This window comes from Tessaracoccus caeni (genome assembly GCF_029211185.1).
Classification (GTDB): Bacteria; Actinomycetota; Actinomycetes; order Propionibacteriales; family Propionibacteriaceae; genus Arachnia; species Arachnia caeni.
Genome location: NZ_JARGDO010000012.1, coordinates 1 through 19,028, shown reverse-complemented (window position 1 = coordinate 19,028; position 19,028 = coordinate 1). Strand labels below are relative to the sequence as shown.

General features: G+C 68.1%; 18 protein-coding genes, 2 pseudogenes and 1 riboswitch. Of the genes and pseudogenes, 14 read left to right on the top strand and 6 right to left on the bottom strand.

Annotation, left to right across the window (positions count from 1 at the left end):
• The first annotated feature begins 173 nt into the window (after window positions 1–173).
• The 4 genes from P0D62_RS11590 to P0D62_RS11575 are packed head-to-tail and all read left to right on the top strand — an operon-like array spanning window position 174 to window position 2,745.
• Entirely contained in the window at window positions 174–857 is a 684-nt protein-coding gene (locus P0D62_RS11590; RefSeq protein WP_275702713.1) for an energy-coupling factor ABC transporter permease, read from the top strand.
• A complete protein-coding gene (locus P0D62_RS11585) occupies window positions 850–1,185 on the top strand; it encodes an energy-coupling factor ABC transporter substrate-binding protein (RefSeq protein WP_275702712.1) in 336 nt (111 codons plus the stop codon). Before P0D62_RS11590 ends, P0D62_RS11585 begins: the two co-directional genes overlap by 8 nt.
• A complete protein-coding gene (gene cbiQ, locus P0D62_RS11580) occupies window positions 1,178–1,939 on the top strand; it encodes a cobalt ECF transporter T component CbiQ (protein ID WP_275702711.1) in 762 nt (253 codons plus the stop codon). Before P0D62_RS11585 ends, cbiQ begins: the two co-directional genes overlap by 8 nt.
• Window positions 1,936–2,745 (top strand): energy-coupling factor ABC transporter ATP-binding protein, encoded by an 810-nt coding sequence (locus P0D62_RS11575; protein WP_275702710.1) that lies wholly within the window; start codon window positions 1,936–1,938, stop codon window positions 2,743–2,745. Before cbiQ ends, P0D62_RS11575 begins: the two co-directional genes overlap by 4 nt.
• A gap of 334 nt (window positions 2,746–3,079) precedes the next feature.
• Here the strand turns inward: P0D62_RS11575 and cbiT are convergent, their stop codons facing one another.
• On the bottom strand, window positions 3,080–3,667 hold the full coding sequence (cbiT, locus tag P0D62_RS11570) for a precorrin-6Y C5,15-methyltransferase (decarboxylating) subunit CbiT (protein WP_275702803.1): 588 nt from the start codon (window positions 3,665–3,667) through the stop codon (window positions 3,080–3,082).
• A 221-nt stretch (window positions 3,668–3,888) separates the two neighbouring features.
• A riboswitch (cobalamin riboswitch) is annotated at window positions 3,889–3,951 on the top strand.
• Between the two features lie 74 nt (window positions 3,952–4,025).
• Here cbiT and cobO point away from each other — a divergent pair.
• Genes cobO through cobA form a run of 3 tightly spaced genes read left to right on the top strand, consistent with a single transcriptional unit; the run spans window position 4,026 to window position 8,040 of the window.
• Complete coding sequence (gene cobO / locus P0D62_RS11565) at window positions 4,026–4,616, top strand: cob(I)yrinic acid a,c-diamide adenosyltransferase (protein ID WP_275702709.1); 591 nt, start codon at window positions 4,026–4,028, stop codon at window positions 4,614–4,616.
• Window positions 4,610–7,300, top strand: coding sequence for a cobyrinate a,c-diamide synthase (locus P0D62_RS11560; protein ID WP_275702708.1), 2,691 nt, complete (start codon window positions 4,610–4,612; stop codon window positions 7,298–7,300). The genes cobO and P0D62_RS11560 overlap by 7 nt, the downstream gene beginning before the upstream one ends.
• On the top strand, window positions 7,300–8,040 hold the full coding sequence (cobA, locus tag P0D62_RS11555; RefSeq protein ID WP_275702707.1) for a uroporphyrinogen-III C-methyltransferase: 741 nt from the start codon (window positions 7,300–7,302) through the stop codon (window positions 8,038–8,040). The genes P0D62_RS11560 and cobA overlap by 1 nt, the downstream gene beginning before the upstream one ends.
• A 38-nt stretch (window positions 8,041–8,078) precedes the next feature.
• Here cobA and P0D62_RS11550 read toward each other — a convergent pair whose 3' ends face one another.
• Window positions 8,079–8,861 (bottom strand): cobalt-precorrin-6A reductase, encoded by a 783-nt coding sequence (locus P0D62_RS11550; protein ID WP_275702706.1) that lies wholly within the window; start codon window positions 8,859–8,861, stop codon window positions 8,079–8,081.
• A gap of 200 nt (window positions 8,862–9,061) precedes the next feature.
• Between P0D62_RS11550 and cobU the strand changes: the two are divergent.
• The 6 genes and pseudogenes from cobU to P0D62_RS11520 form a co-directional block, all read left to right on the top strand.
• Window positions 9,062–9,583: pseudogene (cobU, locus tag P0D62_RS11545) on the top strand (bifunctional adenosylcobinamide kinase/adenosylcobinamide-phosphate guanylyltransferase); the annotation flags it as partial.
• A gap of 116 nt (window positions 9,584–9,699) precedes the next feature.
• Window positions 9,700–10,494 (top strand): adenosylcobinamide-GDP ribazoletransferase, encoded by a 795-nt coding sequence (cobS, locus tag P0D62_RS11540; protein WP_275702705.1) that lies wholly within the window; start codon window positions 9,700–9,702, stop codon window positions 10,492–10,494.
• Window positions 10,495–10,661: 167 nt separating this feature from the next.
• Window positions 10,662–12,047 carry an extracellular solute-binding protein gene (locus P0D62_RS11535; protein ID WP_275702704.1) on the top strand — a complete coding sequence of 462 codons (1,386 nt, stop codon included), beginning with the start codon at window positions 10,662–10,664 and terminating at the stop codon, window positions 12,045–12,047.
• A 112-nt stretch (window positions 12,048–12,159) separates the two neighbouring features.
• Entirely contained in the window at window positions 12,160–13,107 is a 948-nt protein-coding gene (locus P0D62_RS11530; RefSeq protein WP_275702703.1) for a carbohydrate ABC transporter permease, read from the top strand.
• 1 nt (window position 13,108) lies between these two features.
• Window positions 13,109–13,969, top strand: coding sequence for a carbohydrate ABC transporter permease (locus P0D62_RS11525; RefSeq protein ID WP_275702702.1), 861 nt, complete (start codon window positions 13,109–13,111; stop codon window positions 13,967–13,969).
• Between the two features lie 54 nt (window positions 13,970–14,023).
• Window positions 14,024–16,546, top strand: a complete 2,523-nt coding sequence (locus tag P0D62_RS11520) for a GH36-type glycosyl hydrolase domain-containing protein (protein WP_275702701.1) — start codon at window positions 14,024–14,026, stop codon at window positions 16,544–16,546.
• 292 nt (window positions 16,547–16,838) lie between these two features.
• Here the strand turns inward: P0D62_RS11520 and P0D62_RS11515 are convergent, their stop codons facing one another.
• Genes P0D62_RS11515 through P0D62_RS11505 form a run of 3 tightly spaced genes read right to left on the bottom strand, consistent with a single transcriptional unit; the run spans window position 16,839 to window position 18,547 of the window.
• Window positions 16,839–17,438, bottom strand: a complete 600-nt coding sequence (locus P0D62_RS11515) for a 2'-5' RNA ligase family protein (RefSeq protein WP_275702700.1) — start codon at window positions 17,436–17,438, stop codon at window positions 16,839–16,841.
• A complete protein-coding gene (locus P0D62_RS11510) occupies window positions 17,435–17,767 on the bottom strand; it encodes a hypothetical protein (RefSeq protein WP_275702699.1) in 333 nt (110 codons plus the stop codon). Before P0D62_RS11510 ends, P0D62_RS11515 begins: the two co-directional genes overlap by 4 nt.
• Before the next feature lie 21 nt (window positions 17,768–17,788).
• Window positions 17,789–18,547: an SDR family NAD(P)-dependent oxidoreductase gene (locus tag P0D62_RS11505; protein WP_275702698.1), complete on the bottom strand. Its 759-nt coding sequence runs from the start codon at window positions 18,545–18,547 to the stop codon at window positions 17,789–17,791.
• A gap of 66 nt (window positions 18,548–18,613) precedes the next feature.
• Between P0D62_RS11505 and P0D62_RS11500 the strand changes: the two genes are divergently transcribed.
• On the top strand, window positions 18,614–18,847 hold the full coding sequence (locus P0D62_RS11500) for a ribbon-helix-helix domain-containing protein (RefSeq protein ID WP_275702697.1): 234 nt from the start codon (window positions 18,614–18,616) through the stop codon (window positions 18,845–18,847).
• Between the two features lie 74 nt (window positions 18,848–18,921).
• Here P0D62_RS11500 and P0D62_RS11495 read toward each other — a convergent pair.
• Window positions 18,922–19,028 (bottom strand): annotated as a pseudogene (locus P0D62_RS11495) (IS5/IS1182 family transposase); the annotation flags it as partial.

Sequence of the window (19,028 nt, the reverse complement as noted above, 5' to 3'; positions counted from 1 at the left end):
TGTGAGACTGGATGGGCAACAACAAAGAAGTCGGTGGGGAGCGCAGGAACCCGGGAATTGTCCGGGACGGTCGCGCCACTGTGAGCCGCTCGATCAGCTGATCGGCGGAAGTCAGGAACTGCCCCCAGCCGCACCTGATTCGGGACGCGCAATCCCGAGAAAAGGAGTCCGCGATGCATATCGCTGAGGGCTTTCTCCCTCCTGTTCAATGCGCCGTGTGGTTCGCCGCGTCAGCTCCCTTCGTGATCCACGGGGCCCGCGAGGTGGTTCGCAAGGCCAAGGAATCCCCTGAGAACAAACTGCTGCTGGCCGCAGCCGGCGCCTTCACTTTCGTGCTGTCCGCCATCAAGATGCCGTCGGTCACCGGATCCTCGTCTCACCCGACGGGCACGGGCGCCGGAGCGATCCTCTTCGGACCACCCGTCATGGCCTTCCTCGGCACCATCGTGCTGCTGTTCCAAGCGCTGCTGCTGGCTCACGGCGGACTGACGACGCTGGGTGCCAACGTCTTCTCGATGGCCATCGCCGGCCCATGGGCGGGCTACGCCGTCTGGAAGCTGCTGCGCGCCGCGAAGGCCCCCACCTGGCTGGGCGTCTTCTTCGGCATGGCCGTGGCCAACCTGGTCACCTACTGCGTCACCTCGGTGCAGCTGGCCATCGCCTACCCCGACGCCACCACCGGCTTCTTCGGTGCGCTCGGCAAGTTCCTCGGCATCTTCGCCGTCACCCAGATCCCGCTGTCCATCGCCGAGGGCATCCTTGGCGTGCTGCTGTTCGGCTTCTTCCTGCGCGTCGTGCCGGAGCAGCTCGCCAAGCTGGGCGTCATCGCGTCCACCAAGGAGGCCGTCCATGTTTGAGTCCAAGCATTGGGGATGGGCTGCGGCCCTGGTCGCGGCTTTCGTCGGCATCTTCGCCTTCAGCTTCATGATGGCCCCGTCTCCCGCTGAGGGCGAGGAGAGCTTCGCGGGCTCCGACTCCGTCGTGACGAGCGTGCTGGAGGAGGAGCACGGCGTCGAGCCCTGGTTCGATCCGATCTTCGAGCCTGGCTCGGGTGAGATCGAGTCGGGCCTGTTCGCGATCCAGGCGGGTCTTGGCGCCGGCATTCTCGGCTTCGCGTTGGGCAACCTGCGCGGACGTGCGGTCCAGCGCAAGGAGCAGCAGGCGACTGCAGAGGATCGTGGCTAGCCATCACACCTTCATCGACGACGCCGCTTGGGACTCTCCTTGGCGGCGTCGTCGCGTAGGGGAGAAGGCGGGGCTCAGCGTCGCGCTGGTGTTGACGGCTTTGCTCACTCCGCCCTGGCCGGGATGCGTCCTGGTGGCGGCGCTGGCCACCTTCTACATCCTCGGTCCCGCGAAGATCAGGCCGGGACTGCTCGCCCTGGTGCTGGTGCCACCGGCGCTCTTCCTGCTGATCGGCACCATCCCCGTCGCTGTGCACATCGGCGGCGACGGCTGGGGGCTCGGTCCCTTTCGCGTCTCTCGCGACGGGCTGCTCCAGGCCGCGGGGCTCTGGGCGCATGGCGTCGCGGGCACGGTGGCGTTGTTGTTGCTGGCGACGACCACCCCGCTCGTCGACCTGCTCACCTGGCTGCGCACCCTGCGCATCCCCGACGTGCTGTTGGAGATCGCCTCGCTCACCTACCGCCTGTTGTTCGTCCTGCTGGGAACGGCGCTGGCCGTGCACGACGCGCAGCAGGCCCGTTTGGGAGACGCGGCTCCGCTGCGCCGACGGTTCCAGGCGAGCGCGGGCACCGTCGGCAGCATCGTGATCCGCAGCTGGCAGCGCGCCAGCAGGCTGCAGGAGGGCCTGGAGGGGCGTGGGTATGAGGATGCGCTCCTCACGCTCACCCCCGCGCGGCCTCGTGATTGGCGTTTCGTCGGTGCCTCCGCGCTCAGCGTCGCGGCGGTCTGGGTTGTGGTGTGGGTGATGAGATGAGTGCATTGATGGAGACCAGGGGCCTCGTCGCAGGGTTCCGCGGCCGTCCCCCCGTTCTCGACGGGGTGGACGTGTCGATCGGCGAAGGCCGGCGGATCGCCTTGCTGGGGGCCAACGGGTCAGGAAAGACCACCTTGTTGCGCTGTCTCTCGGGTGCGCTCACGCCGTTGGCCGGACGTGTCGTCGTCGACGGCGAGGTGCTGCGGCGCAATCGTGACGGGCTGCGGCAGCACCGCCGACGGGTGCAGCTGGTGCTGCAGGATCCCGACGATCAGCTCTTCTCCGCCGACGTCACCCAGGACATCTCGTTCGGGCCCCTCAACCTCGGTCTGGATGAGGGCGCGGCCCGGGAGCGCGTCGAGGAGGCCATGGAGCTTCTTGCGATCACCCATCTCGCCGAGCGCCCGACCCATCAGCTCAGCTATGGCGAACGCAAGCGGGTTGCGATCGCCGGCGCCGTCGCGATGCGGCCTCGGGTGCTGCTGCTCGACGAGCCGACGGCCGGCCTCGATCCCGCAGGAGTGGCCGAACTCATGGCCACCCTCGATGGCTTGGACACGACGGTGGTGCTGGCCACGCACGACGTCGACCTGACCTTGAGCTGGGCCGACGAGGTGGTCGTCGTCGCCGGCGGCGAGGTGCGACAAGGGGACGTCACATTGATGGCAGATGAGGAGTTGTTGGGCCGGGCGCGCCTCCGGATGCCCTGGCAACTCGACCTGCTCCGGCGCTTCGGCCTCCCGCTGGATCCCCCGCCCCGCACCGTGGACGACGTCGCCGCCACCCTGCAACACCCCTCTAGGTAGTAGCACATACTCACCCCTAGACTTTTGGCCAGTTAGCATTTGACCTTTGGCCAGGATGGGTTAGACTAAGGGCAACCTTGTAGGGGGTACTCGGGAAACAATGTCTCGTAGGGGGGGCGTTTTCCGGGGAAATGAAGTCGGTTCGCGTGCGATCCGCAATCTCAGCCAAGGGCCCGCGTCGGGGGGCGCGGGCCCTTTAGCTGAGATCTGAAGCCCATTCTGCGAATTGCGCGCTTCCCAACGCTACCGGTTAATCAGCCACAAATCGACCACGTCGTCGTATTTTCCTTGCGCTTTTATTAATCCGAGTTTCAGAATTTATAAGCCCCGTCGGTCACACCGTCTGATGCCACTGAATAACCGTGCGTGCGGGCTTCCAGCCGGTGAGCCTGCCCAATGGCTCGGCCGTCTCGACCTGCATCCTCAGCAGCTGCCCGCCCCAGCGTCGGTGGGCCTCGGCCGCGAGCAGCTCGGCCTCGAGCGTCACGCCGTGCACCACGATCCTGCCGCCGGGATGCAGCGCCTCCATCGCCGTCTCCAGGACGGCGATCGTCCCGCCGCCGCCGACGAAGACCGCGTCGGGGCGAGGGAGCCTGGCCACCACGTCGGCGGCGTCGCCCACCACCAGGTCGAAGCTGCCTTCGGGGGCGAGGCGTTCCGCGTTGGCGATGGCCCGGCTGGCTCGGTCGGAGCGGCGTTCCACGCCGATCGCTCGCGCCCCTTCTGCCCCCCGGCACCATTCGATGGCCACCGAACCGGCGCCCACCCCGATGTCCCAGAGCCACTGACCGGGCTGCGGACGCAGGTGTGCCAAGGCGGCGGCCCGGATCACGCGTTTGGTGACCAGACCGTCGTGCTCGAACACGTCGTCGGGCAAGCCGGGGGCACGGCCGAGCAGTGAGCAGTCGCGGTCGACGATCAGGGAGGTGCCTGAGGAGGGCACCTCGCGCCCGTCTCGATGGGTAGTCATGATGGTCCAACTCTCCCAGACTCCCTTCGCCCGTGCACAAATCTGCGCCTACGCGAAGGTCTCGCTATATACGGGAGGCCCTAGGCGCAGATTTGTGCACGGCAACCGATAGAGGAGGGGAGGCTGAAGGGCGCGGAGAGGGGTGTGTCAGGATGGGGAGGTCGGCGTGGGAGGAATCCGGTGCGAATCCGGGGCGGTCCCGCCACTGTGAGCGCGATCTCGTGCGAGCCAGGGCATCTTGCTCCGACGAACACCAACTGAACGCAGGCGCGGACCTGCTTGGAGGATTCATGCGACGCAGGGCCATCCGATGAGTCGTGGCGAGACGCCCGTCGCGCCCGACGACGGCCTCACCACGAAGCAGCGACGCCTGCGTCCGGTGCTGATCGTGCACACCGGCGACGGCAAGGGCAAGACCACGGCGGCGTGCGGCATGGCGCTGCGGGCCTGGGCGCAGGGGTGGCCACTGGGCGTCTATCAGTTCGTGAAGTCCGCCAACTGGAAAGCCGGCGAGGTGGAGGTCTTCGCCGCACTCGGGGAACTGCGCGGCAACGTTACCTGGGAGCGGATGGGCGCCGGGTGGTCGTGGATCCGCAAGACCTCCGACGACGGCGCCGAGCTGGCCCAGGAGGGCTGGCGTCGCATCAAGGAGGGCCTGGCGGAGGAGCGGCACAAGTTCTGGCTGCTGGACGAGTTCACTTACCCCCTCGATTGGGGCTGGCTCGACCTCGACGATGTCCTCGACACCCTGGCGAATCGACCGGGCACCCAGCACGTCGTCATCACCGGTCGGCGTGCACCGGGGCGATTGATCGACGCCGCCGACCTGGTCACCGAGATGACCAAGGTGAAGCACCCCTTCGACAAGGGGCAACGAGGCCAGGCGGGCATCGAATGGTGAGCGTCCCGCGGATCGTGGTGGCCGCGCCGGCCTCGGGCCACGGCAAGACGACGGTGGCCACCGGGCTGATGGCTGCTCTCACCGCGCGGGGCGTGGGCGTCGCGCCGTTCAAGGTGGGGCCCGACTACATCGATCCCGGGTATCACACGCTGGCCGCCGGGCGACCGGGGCGCAACCTCGACCCCTTCCTCTGCGGCGAGGAGCTGATGGGTCCGCTGTTCGCCCATGGCGCGGCCGGCATGGATATCGCGGTGGTCGAGGGCGTGATGGGCCTGTTCGACGGCCGGCTGGGCACCGAGGGCTTCGCCTCCACCGCTCACGTCGCGCGCTTGCTCGACGCTCCGGTGCTGCTGGTGGTGGACGTCCGGCACACGTCGCGCAGCGTCGGGGCCCTCGTCAAGGGCATGGCCACCTTCGACCCCGACGTGCGGATCGGCGGGGTGGTGCTCAACCAGGTGGGCAGCCCGCGCCACGAGGCCGAGGCGCGCGCTGCCGTGGAGTCGGTGGGGATCCCGGTGCTCGGCTCGATGCCGCGCAATCTGGAGATCGAGGCGCCGTCGCGGCACCTCGGGCTGGTCCCTGTGGCCGAGCGCGACGACGCGGGCATCGTCGCGATGGGGGCCGTCGTCGCGGCGCACCTGGATATCGATGCCGTCGTGCGCTTGGCTCGCACCGCGCCGCCGTTCGAGGCAGAGCCGTGGGATCCCGCCTCCGTGGTCTGCGCACCGTCCCAAGCGAGGCCGGTGATCGCGGTGGCGGGGGGCAGGGCCTTCACCTTCCGCTACCCCGAGACCGACGAGCTGTTGCGCGCCGCCGGCTGCGAGCCCGTGGTCTTCGACCCGACCACCGACGCCGCGCTGCCCGAGAGGACGGCAGGTCTCTGGTTGGGGGGAGGGTTCCCTGAGGTGCACGCCCCCGATCTGGCGGGGAACGAGGCGCTGCGAGAACAGATCCGTGGCGCGATCGCCGACGGCATGCCCACCGTCGCCGAATGCGCGGGACTGCTCTATCTCTGTCGCGAGCTCGACGGGCAGCCGATGGTGGGTGCGCTGCCGGGCACCTCGGCCATGACGAAGAGGCTCACCATGGGCTACCGGGAGGCGGTGGCGCCCGCGGCGTCGCTGCTCGGACGGCCTGGCGAGACGATCACCGGCCACGAGTTCCACCGCACTGCCGCCGACCCCGGCGAGCCCGCGGCCTGGCTGCTGGACGGTCGCCCTGACGGCGTCGCCACCGACACCCTGCACGCCTCCTATCTGCACGTCCACTGGGCCGGCCACCCGCAGCTGGCCCAGCGCTTCACGGATGCCGTCCATGCCTACGACGCCCATGCCGCGTCGCCTGATCAGGTCCGACCCAATCCAGGAAAATCGGCCAATGGTCGATTTTCGGCACAGGACAGCGCAAAATCGGCCATTGGCCGATTTTCCGGGAATGACGCGGCCGGGGAAGAGAGGGGAGACAGCGAGAGGGCGGGGGGTGTCGCGACCGTCGAACCCGACCTGCTGCACCACGGCGACAAAGACCTGGGCGAAGGGCTGATCGATTTCGCGGTGAACCTGCGCCAGGCCGAGCCGCCGGCGTGGTTGCGGGAGCGGCTGGTCCGCGACACCGACTGGGCCTCCTACCCCGACGCGACCCCTGCGCGACGTGCCATCGCCGCCCACCACGGTGTCTCAGAGGACATGGTGCTGCCGCTGGCCGGTGCTGCGGAAGGCTTCACCCTGATCGCCCGCGCCATCCCGGGCACGGCCGCGATCGTGCATCCGCAGTTCACCGAGCCGGAGGCCGCCCTGCGCGCTGCGGGTCGCCATGTCGAGCGACTGATCCTGTCGGCCGACAACGGCTTCCGGCTGCCTGCCGCCCTTCGAGACGATGCCCGCGATGTGCGGTCGTTCGACCTGGTCGTGGTCGGGAACCCGACCAATCCCACGGGCGTGCTGCACCGACGCGACGACCTGCTTCGGCTGCTGGCTAAGCCTGGATCCACCGGTAGCCGCCGTAGCGAGCGGCCTCAGACGGGTGCAATGGCAATCCGTATCCGCGAGGGCATACCGGGTCGTCTGTTGAGCGGGGACGGGGAAGCCAGTGCGCCTGGATGGGGTCGCGTAGTAGGTGGGGATCGGTGGATCCAGGCTAGGACGCTGGTGGTGGATGAGGCGTTCCTCGATGCGATCCCCGGGGAGCCGGAGACGCTGATCGCGCCCGAGATGCCTGGCCGGATCGTGTTGCGCTCGCTCACCAAGACGTGGGCGCTGGCCGGGGTGCGCGCCGGATACGCCGTTGGTGATCCTGCCCCGATCGCGGCCCTGGCGGCCCAGCAGCCGCCGTGGTCGGTGTCGGCGCCGGCGATCGTCGCGACGCTGGCCTGCCTGACCGACGACGCCAAGGCCGAGGCGAACCGCCTCGCTCGGGAGGCAAAGGCCAATCGTGCCGACCTGGTGGCCCGCCTCGAGGCCATCGGGTTGCCGACGATCAAGGGTGAGGCGCCGTTCGTGCTGGTCGACACGTCGGGCACCTCGATGTCCTCCCTGCGCGAGCCGCTCGCTAGGCTCGGTTTCGCGGTACGACGTGGTGAGACCTTCCCCGGTCTCGGGCCCACGTGGCTACGGCTCGCGGTTCGGACCCCCGACGTTCACCGTCGTCTCGCCGAGGCGATCGGCACGCTCGAAAAGGAAAACTGATGCAAGCAGAACTGACACCAGGTGAAGTGGTGCTCGTGGGCGGCGGCCCCGGCGACCGCGATCTGCTCACCGTCGCCGGCCTGCGAGCTATTCAGCAGGCCGACGTGATCGTGCACGACCGGCTCGGCCCGCTGGACGCCTTGGCCGATGCTCCCGACGCGGAGCTGATCAACGTCGGCAAGATCCCCCGCGGGGCCTTCACCCCGCAGGAGGAGATCAACCGCATCCTCATCGAGCACGCCCGGCAGGGGCAGCGCGTGGTGCGGCTGAAGGGCGGCGACCCTTATGTGTTCGGCCGTGGCGGAGAGGAGTGGCTGGCCTGCGTCGAGGCCGGCGTGCCGGTGCGCATCATCCCGGGTGTCACCTCGGCCGTCGCGGTGCCTGGGCTCGGCGGCATCCCCGTCACCCACCGGGGCATGTCGCAGGGCTTCACCGTCGTCTCGGGACACGTGGGGCCGGGCGACGGCCGCAGCACCGTCAATTGGGAGGCGCTGGCGCAGTCGCACACCACGCTGGTGTTGATGATGGCCGTACAGAACCTCCCCGTCATCGCCGAGCGCCTGCAGAACGCCGGTATGGCGCCCGAGACGCCCGCCGCGGTCGTCTGTGAGGGATCGACTCCGCAGCAGAAGACCTTGTTCACGACGCTGGCCGAGGTGGCCGACGTGGCCGCGAGCGAGCACGTAACCCCGCCGGCCACCGTCGTCATCGGCGAGGTCGCGGGCCTTCGGTTGTGCTGATCCCCGTGCATAAATCTGCGTATCCACGTAGGCCTCGTCTATATAGCGAGGTCTGGTCGCATACGCAGATTTGTGCACGCGGAGAGGCGAGCGGGGGTGAGGTGGGCGAGCGCCTCGGCGACCGTGGCGACGGTCTCGACACCCGCAGGAGCGGCGGGACGGCCGATCATCACGACGATCGCGCCGACGGTGTGAGCCGCATCCAGCTTGGCGGCGGTGTGGGCACCGCCGGAATCCTTGCTGACCAGGGCCCTTATGCCCAGTCGACGGAACAGCTCCAGCTCGTCGTCGAGCGCGAACGGGCCGCGAGCCAGCAGCAGCTCCCAGCTCTCGGGGATCGGGCCCGACGGGGCCTCGGTCATCCGCGCGATGATGTGCCGGCCCGCGAGGCGCGGAACGTAGTCGAGGCTGTGCTGCTTGCCGACGGTGAGCAGCACGGGTTCGGCTCCCAGCCCGTCGAGGAATGCGGCGGCCTCGTCGTGGCTGGTCACCCAGCGCCAGGTGTCGGCCAGCGGATGCTCTGCCCAGCCCGGACGGGACAGTCGCAACAGAGGTACGCCGGCGATCCGGCAGGCCTCGGCGGCGTTCTCGGATATCCGCGCGGCGAAGGGGTGGGTGGCGTCGACCACGAACTCCGCGTCGGTCTGGCGCAGGTAGTCGACGAGACCCTCGACGCCGCCGAAACCGCCCGACCGGGTCTCGCCAGTCGTCAGCGGCGCGCGCGTCCGGCCGGCCAGCGACAGCACGGCGGGGCGGCCCCGTTCGGCCAAGGCGGCGGACAGCTCACGTCCCTCAGCCGTGCCGCCCAGGATCACAATCACGAGTCCATCCAACCACTTCTAGGGACGGTCGCCATGAGGGAGTACATCATCGACACAGTCGGAACACGCGCAGGGATCGTCGGCGCATGACTGAGTTCCAGGTGCGTATACCTACCGAAAATGAGGCGGCGGAGCGGCTGCTCCTGGAGCTGGCCCGCTGCGCCGAGGTGACACCGCTCACCCGCGGACGCGGCACCGCGCTGGTGCTGGGGGGTGCGCGGTCGGGCAAATCGTCGTGGGCCGAGGCGCAGTTCCTCGACCGCGAGGCCGTCGACTACGTCGCCACCTCCGAGGTGCCGGACGACGATCCCGAGTGGCAGCATCGCGTCGCTCTGCATCGCGAACGTCGTCCGGCGGCGTGGCGCACCGTCGAGACCATGGATCTGGTGGGCGTGCTGGCCTCGGGCGACCCCTGGCCCGTCCTGATCGACTGCCTCGCCGTCTGGCTCGCCCGGGTGCTCGACGAGGTGGGCGCTTGGGACGCGACGGACGAGTCGTGGCGCGAGCCGCTGCGAGCCCGCGTCGCTGCGTTGGCCGCTGCGGTGGCGGAGACCCGGCGCGAGGTGATCCTGGTGAGCAACGAGGTGGGCATGGGCGTGGTGCCGTCCACTCTGTCGGGGCGCCTCTATCGCGACGAGCTGGGCCGGCTGAACGCCGCCGTCGCTGCCGCCGCCGACGAGACCTGGTTCTGCGTCGCCGGAATCCCCCGGAGGATCAAGTGAGACTCCACGGCGGGATGGCACGCGCCCGGTCACAGCACCCCCAACGCGATGCGAGGGCGGCCGGCCGGGCGTACCACCCGCTACGCGGCGCGCGGCCGGTCGGGAGGGCGTAGCCGATGGTCAATCCGCTGGTGGCGGCGCTCGGCCTGTTCACCGTCATCCCCGTGCCACCGGTCGCCGAGATCGACCGCCGCCTGGCCGGACGTGCCATGCTCGCGCTGCCGTGGGTGGGTGCGATCGTCGGAGGCCTCGGCGGGCTGACGCTCGCCCTGCTCTCGCTCACCGGCGCCCCCCTGCTGCCGGCGGTGGCCGGGCTGGCGGTGCTGGCCTGGCTGACCGGCGCGCTGCACCTCGACGGTGTGGCCGACACCGCGGACGGGCTCGGCTCGCGCAAGCCCGCCGAGCAGGCGCTGGCCATCATGAAGCGCTCCGACATCGGCCCGATGGGCGTGATCACGCTGGTCTTCGTGCTGTTGTTCGACATCACCGCGCTGAACGCGCTGGCCGTCGCCGGGGGAGAAACAACGGCGACGCGCCTCCTCGCTCCTGCCCTCGCCTTGCCCGTCGCCGCGATGCTCGGGCGGCTGACGGTGGGCTTCGCCGTTCGTATCCCCACCGCCAGGCCGGGCGGCTTCGGCGCCCTGTTCGACGGCGTCACCACCGCCCGCGGGCTGGCGGTCACGTCGGCGCTCGTGGGGATCGTCGCGCTCGGCGCGGGATGGTTGGCCGGAGGCCTCCCTGGAATGGTGGCCTTCAGTGTCGCCGCCGCGATCGCCGTGGCGGTCGGCTGGTGGTGGACGGCCCACCTGCGCCGCCGGTTCGAGGGCATGACGGGCGACACCTTCGGATCCCTGATCGAGGTCACCCAGTGCGTCTTCCTGGTGGTCACCGCTGTGCTGTTCTCCGCGTGAGGTCCGGAGATAACGAATTGGTCACAAACTTTCCAGTGGGGTTGCGCGCCAGCTAATCGTAAGGTTTACTAATAGTTATGCAGCAACGACGCGCACTCGGCAGTAGGCGATTCTCGGCGCGCGCTACCCAGAGCCCAGGCAGCGGCTCCGTACCGAAAGGAAACCTCATGAAGAAGAAGCTGGCAGCGGTGGCGATGTTCGCCGCGTCCGCCATGGCACTCAGTGCCTGCGGTGGATCGGGAGAGCCCGCGGCGCCTCCCACCGACACCACCCCGGCCACCGGGGAATCCACGCCGGCGGGCGAAGCCACGGCCCAGGACATCACGTTCTGGCTGATCGGCGGCGACACCCCGCAGCCCCTGCGCGACTACCTGATCAGCGAGTACAAGGAGGTCAACGGCGGCGCCCTCACCATCGAGGAGCAGACCTGGGGTGACATCATCTCCAAGCTGACCACCTCGATGCCCGACGCGGCCAACACCCCCGACGTGACGGAGATCGGCAACACCCAGTCGCCCACCTTCACCAACGTCGGCGCCTTCGCCGACATCTCGGACATGTACCAGGAACTGGGCGGTGACAAGCTGCTTCAGTCGTTCGTCGAGGTGGGCGCCGTCGAGGGCAAGAACTTCACGCTGCCGTACTACTTCGGCTCGCGCTACATGTTCTACCGCAAGGACGTCTGGCAGGAGGCCGGCGTCGAGGTGCCCAAGACGCTCGACGAGTTCAACGCGGCCGTGAAGACGATCACCGAGAAGAACCCGCGCAACATCTCCGACTTCTCGGGCTTCTTCCTCGGCGGCCAGGACTGGCGCAACGGCATCTCCTGGGTCTTCGCCAACGGCGGCGACCTCGCCAAGTTCGAGAACGGCGCCTGGGTCTCCACGCTGTCCGACCCGAACACGATCAAGGGCCTCGAGCAGCTGCAGGACATCCAGAAGAACGCCTCCATGGCTCCCTCCACCGCGCGCGACACGAGCCCGTGGCTCTACATCAACGATTCGGATGCCGCCAAGGATGCAGAGGGCAACGTCGAGGCCGAGACCTCGCTGGCCGCCGCCACCATCATGGCCCCGAACTGGGCCCACTGGTCGATCGGCGACCTCGTGAAGAACGACGCCGGTGAGGACGCACGCGAGTGGAACGCTGACAAGTTCGGCACCTTCGTGCTTCCAGGCAACGACGGCAACCCCGCCCCGGTGTTCGCCGGAGGCTCGAACCTCGGCATCTCCGCGGCCTCGCAGAACCAGGAAGGCGCCCGCGACCTGCTGCGCATCATCTTCTCCGCGGAGTACCAGACGATGCTCGGCGAGAACGGCCTCGGCCCCGCCAACTCCGACTACGTGACCGCGCTCGGCGACGATGAGTTCGCCCAGGCCCAGATCGCGTCGTCCAGCAACTCCAAGCTGACCCCGGCCGCTCCCGGATGGGCCGCCGTTGAGGCTTCGATGGCGCTGGAGGAGTTCTTCGCCAAGGTGGCCGACGGTGGCGACATCGCCGCCCTCGCCGCCGAGTACGACGCCAAGCTCACGCCGATGCTCAACGGCAGCTAGTCGCTAGCTTCCACTCGTGCAGATCGGGGCCCCGCCTCCCCAGGCGGGGCCCTACCTGTAGACAGACATCCAGGCGCAGTCGCGCCGACGCCAGAAAGAGAGACGATCTCCCATGACGCTCACGCACGCCTCGTCTTCCGAGGCACGAGAACGAGACCGGGCCGCCGCCCGTTCGCGCAGGCTCGCGCGCCTCGCCCCTTATCTCCTGATCCTGCCCTCCATCGTGATCCTGGCATTTGCACTGGGGTATCCGCTGGTCTGGCAGTTCATCACCTCCACCCAGTCCTTCGGGTTGGCCCAGCAGTTCGGTCAGCCGCCGGAGTTCGTCGGCATGGCCAACTACGTGGAGGTCTTCACCAGCTCCGAGACCTGGGCCATCGTGATCCGCTCGATCGCGTTCTGCCTGATCAACGCGGCCCTCACCGTCGTGATCGGCGTGCTTTCCGCCCTGCTGATGACCGTCGTCCCGAAGGCCGTGCGCCTGATTCTTCAGATCGCCATGCTGGTGGCCTGGGCGATGCCCGTGGTGGCCGCCATGACCATCTGGACCTGGCTGTTCGACTGGCGACGCGGCTTCATCAACTGGCTGCTCACCAAGATGGGCTTCGAGTTCACCAACCACAACTGGCTGGCCGAGCCCCTCAGCTTCTACTTCGTGGCCACCGTGATCGTCGTGTGGATGTCGGTGCCCTTCGTGGCCTTCTCCGTCTATGCGGGTCTCACCCAGGTCTCCGACGAGGTGCTCGAGGCCGCCGCCCTGGACGGGGCCGACGGACCGCGTCGCTTCTTCCACATCATCCTGCCGCTGATCCGACCCGTGCTGATGATCGTGCTGCTGCTCCAGATCATCTGGGATCTGAGGGTGTTCACGCAGATCAAGATGTTGCAGGACTCCGGCGCCCCACCCAGCAGCACCGACCTGCTCGGCACCTTCATCTACCGAATCGGCGTCGGCTCCAGCGATTTCGGCATGGCCTCCGCGATGTCCATCTTCGTGCTGGTCCTCACCATCGCAATGAGCGCTTTCTACGTCGTCCAGCTGCTCAAGGAGGACAACTGACATGGCCGCCGATACCTCCTCCCGTCCTCGCTTCCGCATCGGGAAGCTGCTGTTCAGCGTGATCGCGCTCGTCGTGGCGCTGGTGTGGATCTTCCCCGTCTACTGGATGGTCAACTCGTCGCTGCTGCCCAATGCGGTGCTGCAATCGGTGACGCCGCGGCTGCTGCCGTTCGGCGGGTCGCTGCGCAACTTCAGCGCCGTGATCAACGACGGCAAGTTCTTCGGCGCCCTGCAGATGAGCCTGATGATCACCCTGCTCACCGTGGCGGTGGCGCTGCTGTTCGCCTTCCTCGGCGCGCTGGCGATCAGCCGGTTCAAGTTCCGCGGGCGCAAGTCGTTCGTGCTGGCGCTGCTGTTCATCCAGATGCTGCCGGCCGAGGGCCTGTTCATCGCGCAGTACAAGCTGATGAGCTCGGTGAACCTGCTCAACCACTTCTTGGGCGTCTCGCTGATCTACATCGCGGCCGTGGTGCCGTTCACCGTCTGGATGCTGCGGGGCTTCGTCGCCGGCATCCCCGCCGATCTCGAAGAGGCGGCCATGGTCGACGGCTGCACCCGCACCCAGGCCTTCTTCAAGGTGACCTTCCCGCTCCTCGCTCCCGGCCTGATCGCCTCTGGCGTCTACGCCTTCCTGCAAGCGTGGAACGAGTTCACCGTCGCCTTGGTGATCCTGCAGAAGGAGGACTCGATGACGCTGCCGCTGTGGCTGCGCACCTTCATCCTGCAGAGCGCCAACCGGGCCACCGACTGGGGCCAGGTGATGGCCTCGTCGACCCTGGTGGCGATCCCCGTCATCATCTTCTTCCTGCTGGTGCAGAGCCGGCTCACCTCCGGCCTGGTGGCCGGCGCCGTCAAGGGCTGACGCCCGGCTATCCCCCCACACAACTTTCCCTACCCCCGAGGAAGACACACTCCCATGCGCTATGGCCATTTCGACAACGACAATCTCGAGTACGTCATCGACCGCGTCGACGTGCCCGCGTCGTGGATCAACTACCTGGGCGTCGAGGATTGGTGCACCGTCATCAACCAGAACGCCGGCGGCTACAGCTTCTACCGCTCCAGCCAGCAGGGCCGGGTCACCCGGTTCCGCCCCAACGCGGTGCCGCTGGACCGGCCCGGCCACTACTTGTACCTGCGCGACGACGCCGACGGCGACTACTGGTCGGCGTCGTGGCAGCCGGTGGGCAAGCCGCTCTCCGAGGCGACCTATCGCACCCGGCATGGCCTCAGCTATTCGGTGTTCGAGTCCAGCTATCGAGGGATCGAGGCCAGCCAACGCGTGTTCGTGCCGATCGGCGAGGACGCCGAGATCTGGGACGTCACGCTGACCAACACCAGCGATAACACCCGGGAGTTGAGCCTCTTCGGCTACGTCGAGTTCTCCTTCCACTCGGTACCGATCGACAACGAGAACTTCCAGATGTCGCTGTACGCGTCGGGCGCCGACTACGCCGACGACGTCGTCGAGTACGACTTCTACTACGAGCCCTGGACCTATCACTACTTCACGGCCACGCGCGACGCCGCCGGCTTCGACACCCTGCGCGACTCCTTCCTTGGCGCGTACCGGACAGAGACCAACCCGATCGCCGTTGAGCGCGGCGAGTGCTCCGGGTCGGCTGCGACGACGAGCAACCACTGCGGTGCGCTGCACCACCGGATCACGCTGGCTCCGGGGGAGACCGTGCGGCTGGCCTACGTGCTGGGCTACGGCCGTCGGGCTGAGGGCGTTCGGCTGCGCTCGACCTACGCCGATCCGGCCGCGGTGGATGCCGCCATCGCCGAGCTGGCCGAGTACTGGCGCCGCAAGCGTGAGGTGTATGCCCTGACCACGCCGTCCGAGGCGATGAACACGCTGCTGAACACGTGGACGCTGCTGCAGTCGGAGACCTGCGTGGTGTGGTCGCGGTTCGCGTCCTTCGTCGAGGTGGGCGGCCGCGTCGGCCTGGGCTACCGCGACACGGCGCAGGACATCATGAGCGTGGTGCACACCAACCCCGGCAAGGTGCGCCAGCGGATGCTGGAGCTGCTGCGCGGCCAGATGTCGTGGGGCTACGGCCTGCACCTGTTCGATCCGCTGCTGTTCAAGGAGAACCAGCGCGCGGATATCCCCGTCGGCGTGAAGCTGCCCACGGTCGTCCCGGGCAAGGCCGGCGACCTGGTGCACGGCCTGGCGGACGCCTGCTCCGACGATCACCTGTGGCTGGTGCCGTCGGTGCTGGAGTACATCAAGGAGACGGGCGAGCTCTCGCTGCTGGACGAGGTGATCGCCTTCGCCGACTCCGACATGTCCCTGGAGGACCGTGCCGCGACGATCGGTGACGAGGTGGCCGCCCGCATCGATGCGGCTCCGGCCACCGTCTATGAGCATCTGCGCCGGGCCATCGAGTTCACCGCCGAGCAGGTGGGTGACAACGGGATCGCCAAGGGGCTGCGCGCCGACTGGAACGACTGCCTGAACCTCGGGGGCGGGCAGACGTCGCTGGTCAGCTTCCTGCATGTGTGGGCGGCGAGCGCGCTGGGGGAGGTGGCGCGGCATCGGGCCGCGCGCTCCTCCCACGCGGGGGAGGCGGCTCGCTGGACCGCCGAAGCGGAGCGCCTCGCCGAGATCGTCGAACGCGTGAGCGAGGCCGCCAACCGAGAGCTGTGGGACGGCGACTGGTACATCCGCGGCTTCACCCGCGACGGAGTGAAGGTCGGGTCGACGGAGAGCCCGGAGGGCAAGATCTTCCTGGAGCACATGGCGTGGTCGGTGATCTCGGGCGCCGCTCCGCGCGAGCGCGGCCTGAGCGCGATGGACTCCGTCGCCGAGCATCTCGCCAGCCCGTACGGCACCCACTTGTGCTGGCCCAGCTACACGCAGGTCGACGACACCATCGGCTACGTCACCCGCGTCTACCCGGGCGTGAAGGAGAACGGGGCCATCTTCAGTCATCCGAATGCCTGGCCGATCATCGCCGAGACCATGTTGGGCCGAGGCGAGCGAGCCATGGCCTACTACGACGCGCTGGCACCGTTCAACTCCAATGACGCCGTCGAGGTGCGCGGTGCCGAGCCGTACGTCTACGCGCAGTTCCTCTACGGTCGCGACCACGACTGGTACGGCAAGGCGCAGAACCCCTGGCTGACCGGAACCGCCGGCTGGATGTACACGGCCGCCACCAAGTACATCCTCGGCGTGCGACCCGATTTCGACGAGCTCGTGGTGGACCCCTGCATCCCCGCCGACTGGCCCGGCTTCACCGCGACCCGCCAGTGGCGCGGCGCCACCTACTCGATCGAGGTGCGCAACCCCGGCGGCGTCGGCGCGGGCGTGGTGAGCGTCGAGTTCGACGGTCGGCCGCTGGAGCCGGTCCTCGATGAGGCCACCGGCCGCAAGGTCACCCGTCTCCCACTCTCCGAAGGCCCACACACGGTCGTCGTCACCCTCGGCTGACGCGGTCGCTCTTTTCGAGGCTTCGGCTTGGGGCTCGTTCCTCGCCCTGAGCCTTCGCACCTCAAAGAGCGTCATCCCCACGCTCTTCGAGGTGCGAGGCCGCCTGCGGCCGAGCCTCGAGGAGAGCGTGACGGTGCGTAGGGACTTGTGGTCGGGTTCGTTGTGGCAGGGCAGGATCCTCCGGCTACGTATCTGGCGGGATCTGTGAAATAGGAACAGATCGAGCCAGATACGTAGCCGAAGGAAACCAAATCTGCGTCTCCACACCTCGAAGAGCGTGAATGGTGCTCGCTCAGCAGAACTCGCCTGTGGTCAGGTCCAAGCGACCGACGATCTCCAGCGGACCGGCGATATCGGCGGCTTCATACCGCAACAGTGAGAGGTGGCTCAGCGTCCAGGCGCCGCCGAAGGGAAGACCGTCCAGAAGGCCGACGGCGTCGCGAATCGGCACGACGGTGTCGTACAGCCCGACGGTGACGTGCGGTTGGTAGGTCTCGGCGGCAAGAGGCCGGCTGATGTTGAGCGCTGCACGCGCCTCGTGCGGCCAGTCGGCGTCGACCCGCAGGTACGGCGCCATCGGGAAACTCGCCCAGCCGGTGGCGGTCAGCGTCACAGGGCCCGCCATCAGCCCGCGCAGGAGCGAGAGGTCGGCGTCAAGACGTGCGTCGTCGAAATCATCAGGGGCCATCAGGCCGGCGAAGGCGACGGTGACGTGCGGCTGGCGCGCATACCGGGGGAGCAGCAGATGGCTGAGGCAGCGATGCGCGGCGGCGATCATCCCGCGCACCTCGGGCGGATCCAGGTCGAACGCCCACACCGCCGCGTGGGTGCGTCCGCCGTGCCATTCGGCAAAGTCGCGATCCTCCGACGCGATGGTCAGAGCCTCGGTCACTGGAGGAAGAGCCCCCAGCGGACCAGGCCATCGCGCTCGTAGTTGAGCAGCACCGGGGTGGGCGCAGGCGGAAGGAGCACCGATGCGAATCCGAAGGGATCGTCGGCGGTCACATGGGCGCTGACGTGCACGTTGCGGTCGGCGGGGATCTCGAAGGTCGCCCGGCCCCACAGCGTCTGATACTGCTGCCCGTCGATACCGATGACGGGGCACGCCGCGGCGGGCTGCAGCATGCCGGACGCTACCGCGTCGATGGTGAGAAGCCTGCGTGGACCGTCGTGGACCAACACGTAAGGGATGACGCCCGGCGTCCGCGCGAATTCGCTCATGCCCCCATGATGGCCCATGGGTCACTCGAAGGTGAGCCCGCCGTTCACGGTGAGGCATTGGCCGGTGACGAAGCTCGCGTCGTCGGAAGCGAGGAAGGCGACGGCGCTCGCGATCTCGTCGGGCGTGCCCATCCGGCCGAGCGGCACCATGTTCCGATAGCCGTCGGTGTCCGACTCGATATGCCGCTCGACGGGGATCCAACCCGGTGCGACGAGGTTGACGCGGATGCCGTCGGCGCCCAGTTCGTTGGCCCAGGAGCGGGTGAGTCCGATCATCGCGGCCTTCGCCGACACGTAGGTGGCGAAGGGAGCGGAGCCGCGCAGCACCACCTCGCTGCCGATGTTCACCACGCTTCCGACGCCGCGCCGGCGCATTCCTGGGAGCACCGCCTGCATGATGTGGAAGGGCGCCTTGACGAAGAAGTCGAGCTGGTCTTGATAGTCCTGCCAGCTGCTGTCCTCGATGCGCAGCTCCGGTTGCGGTCCCGTCGCGTTGTTCACCACCACGTCGATGTCCCCGAAGGCGCTGGCAGCCTGGTTCACCAGTTCGCGCACCTGCCGCTCATCCGTGACGTCAGCCCGCAGCGCGATGGCCTCACCGCCCTCTTGCCGGATCTGCTCGACGACCTCCTCAGCCTGCCCGGCCGAACGTGCGTAGTTCACGACGACGCGCGCCCCGTCGCGCGCGAGCCGCAGCGCAATCGCCTTGCCCAGCCCGCGCGACGCCCCCGTCACCAGCGCCACCCTGCCGTCCAACCGGCTCTTTAGCGAATCTGACATCTTCTTGTCGCCTCCTGTCCTCCTCGCCGCAGCGTAGTGTGAATCCCACACTGGTATTGTGTTGGTATGACTATGCAGATCACCGTTCGCATACCGGACGAACTCGTCGGGTTTCTGGATGACGAGGTGAAGGCTCGCCTGGCTCCTAGTCGGGCCGCTGTGGTGTCGCGTGCGCTTGAGCGTGAGCGGCGGCGCCGCGTCGCGGAGCGAGATGCCTCCATTCTGGCGGCTGCAACCGATGCCGATGACTTGGATGGACTTGCGGAGTTTGCGGCTTCCACCTCGCTGGACATCGACTGATCATGCGTCCCATTCATGCCGCCCAGCTGGACAAGACCAGGCCCGTGGTGGTGCTTAGAGATTCCGCAGGTAGGTCATGGTCGTCGGGTTGGTCGGGTGTCCCAGCGGTGGGTTGTCCAAGCGGTGCGGACGAGGCGTCGGATCACGATGACCGCGTTGGCCAAAGCGATGAATGCCTCGA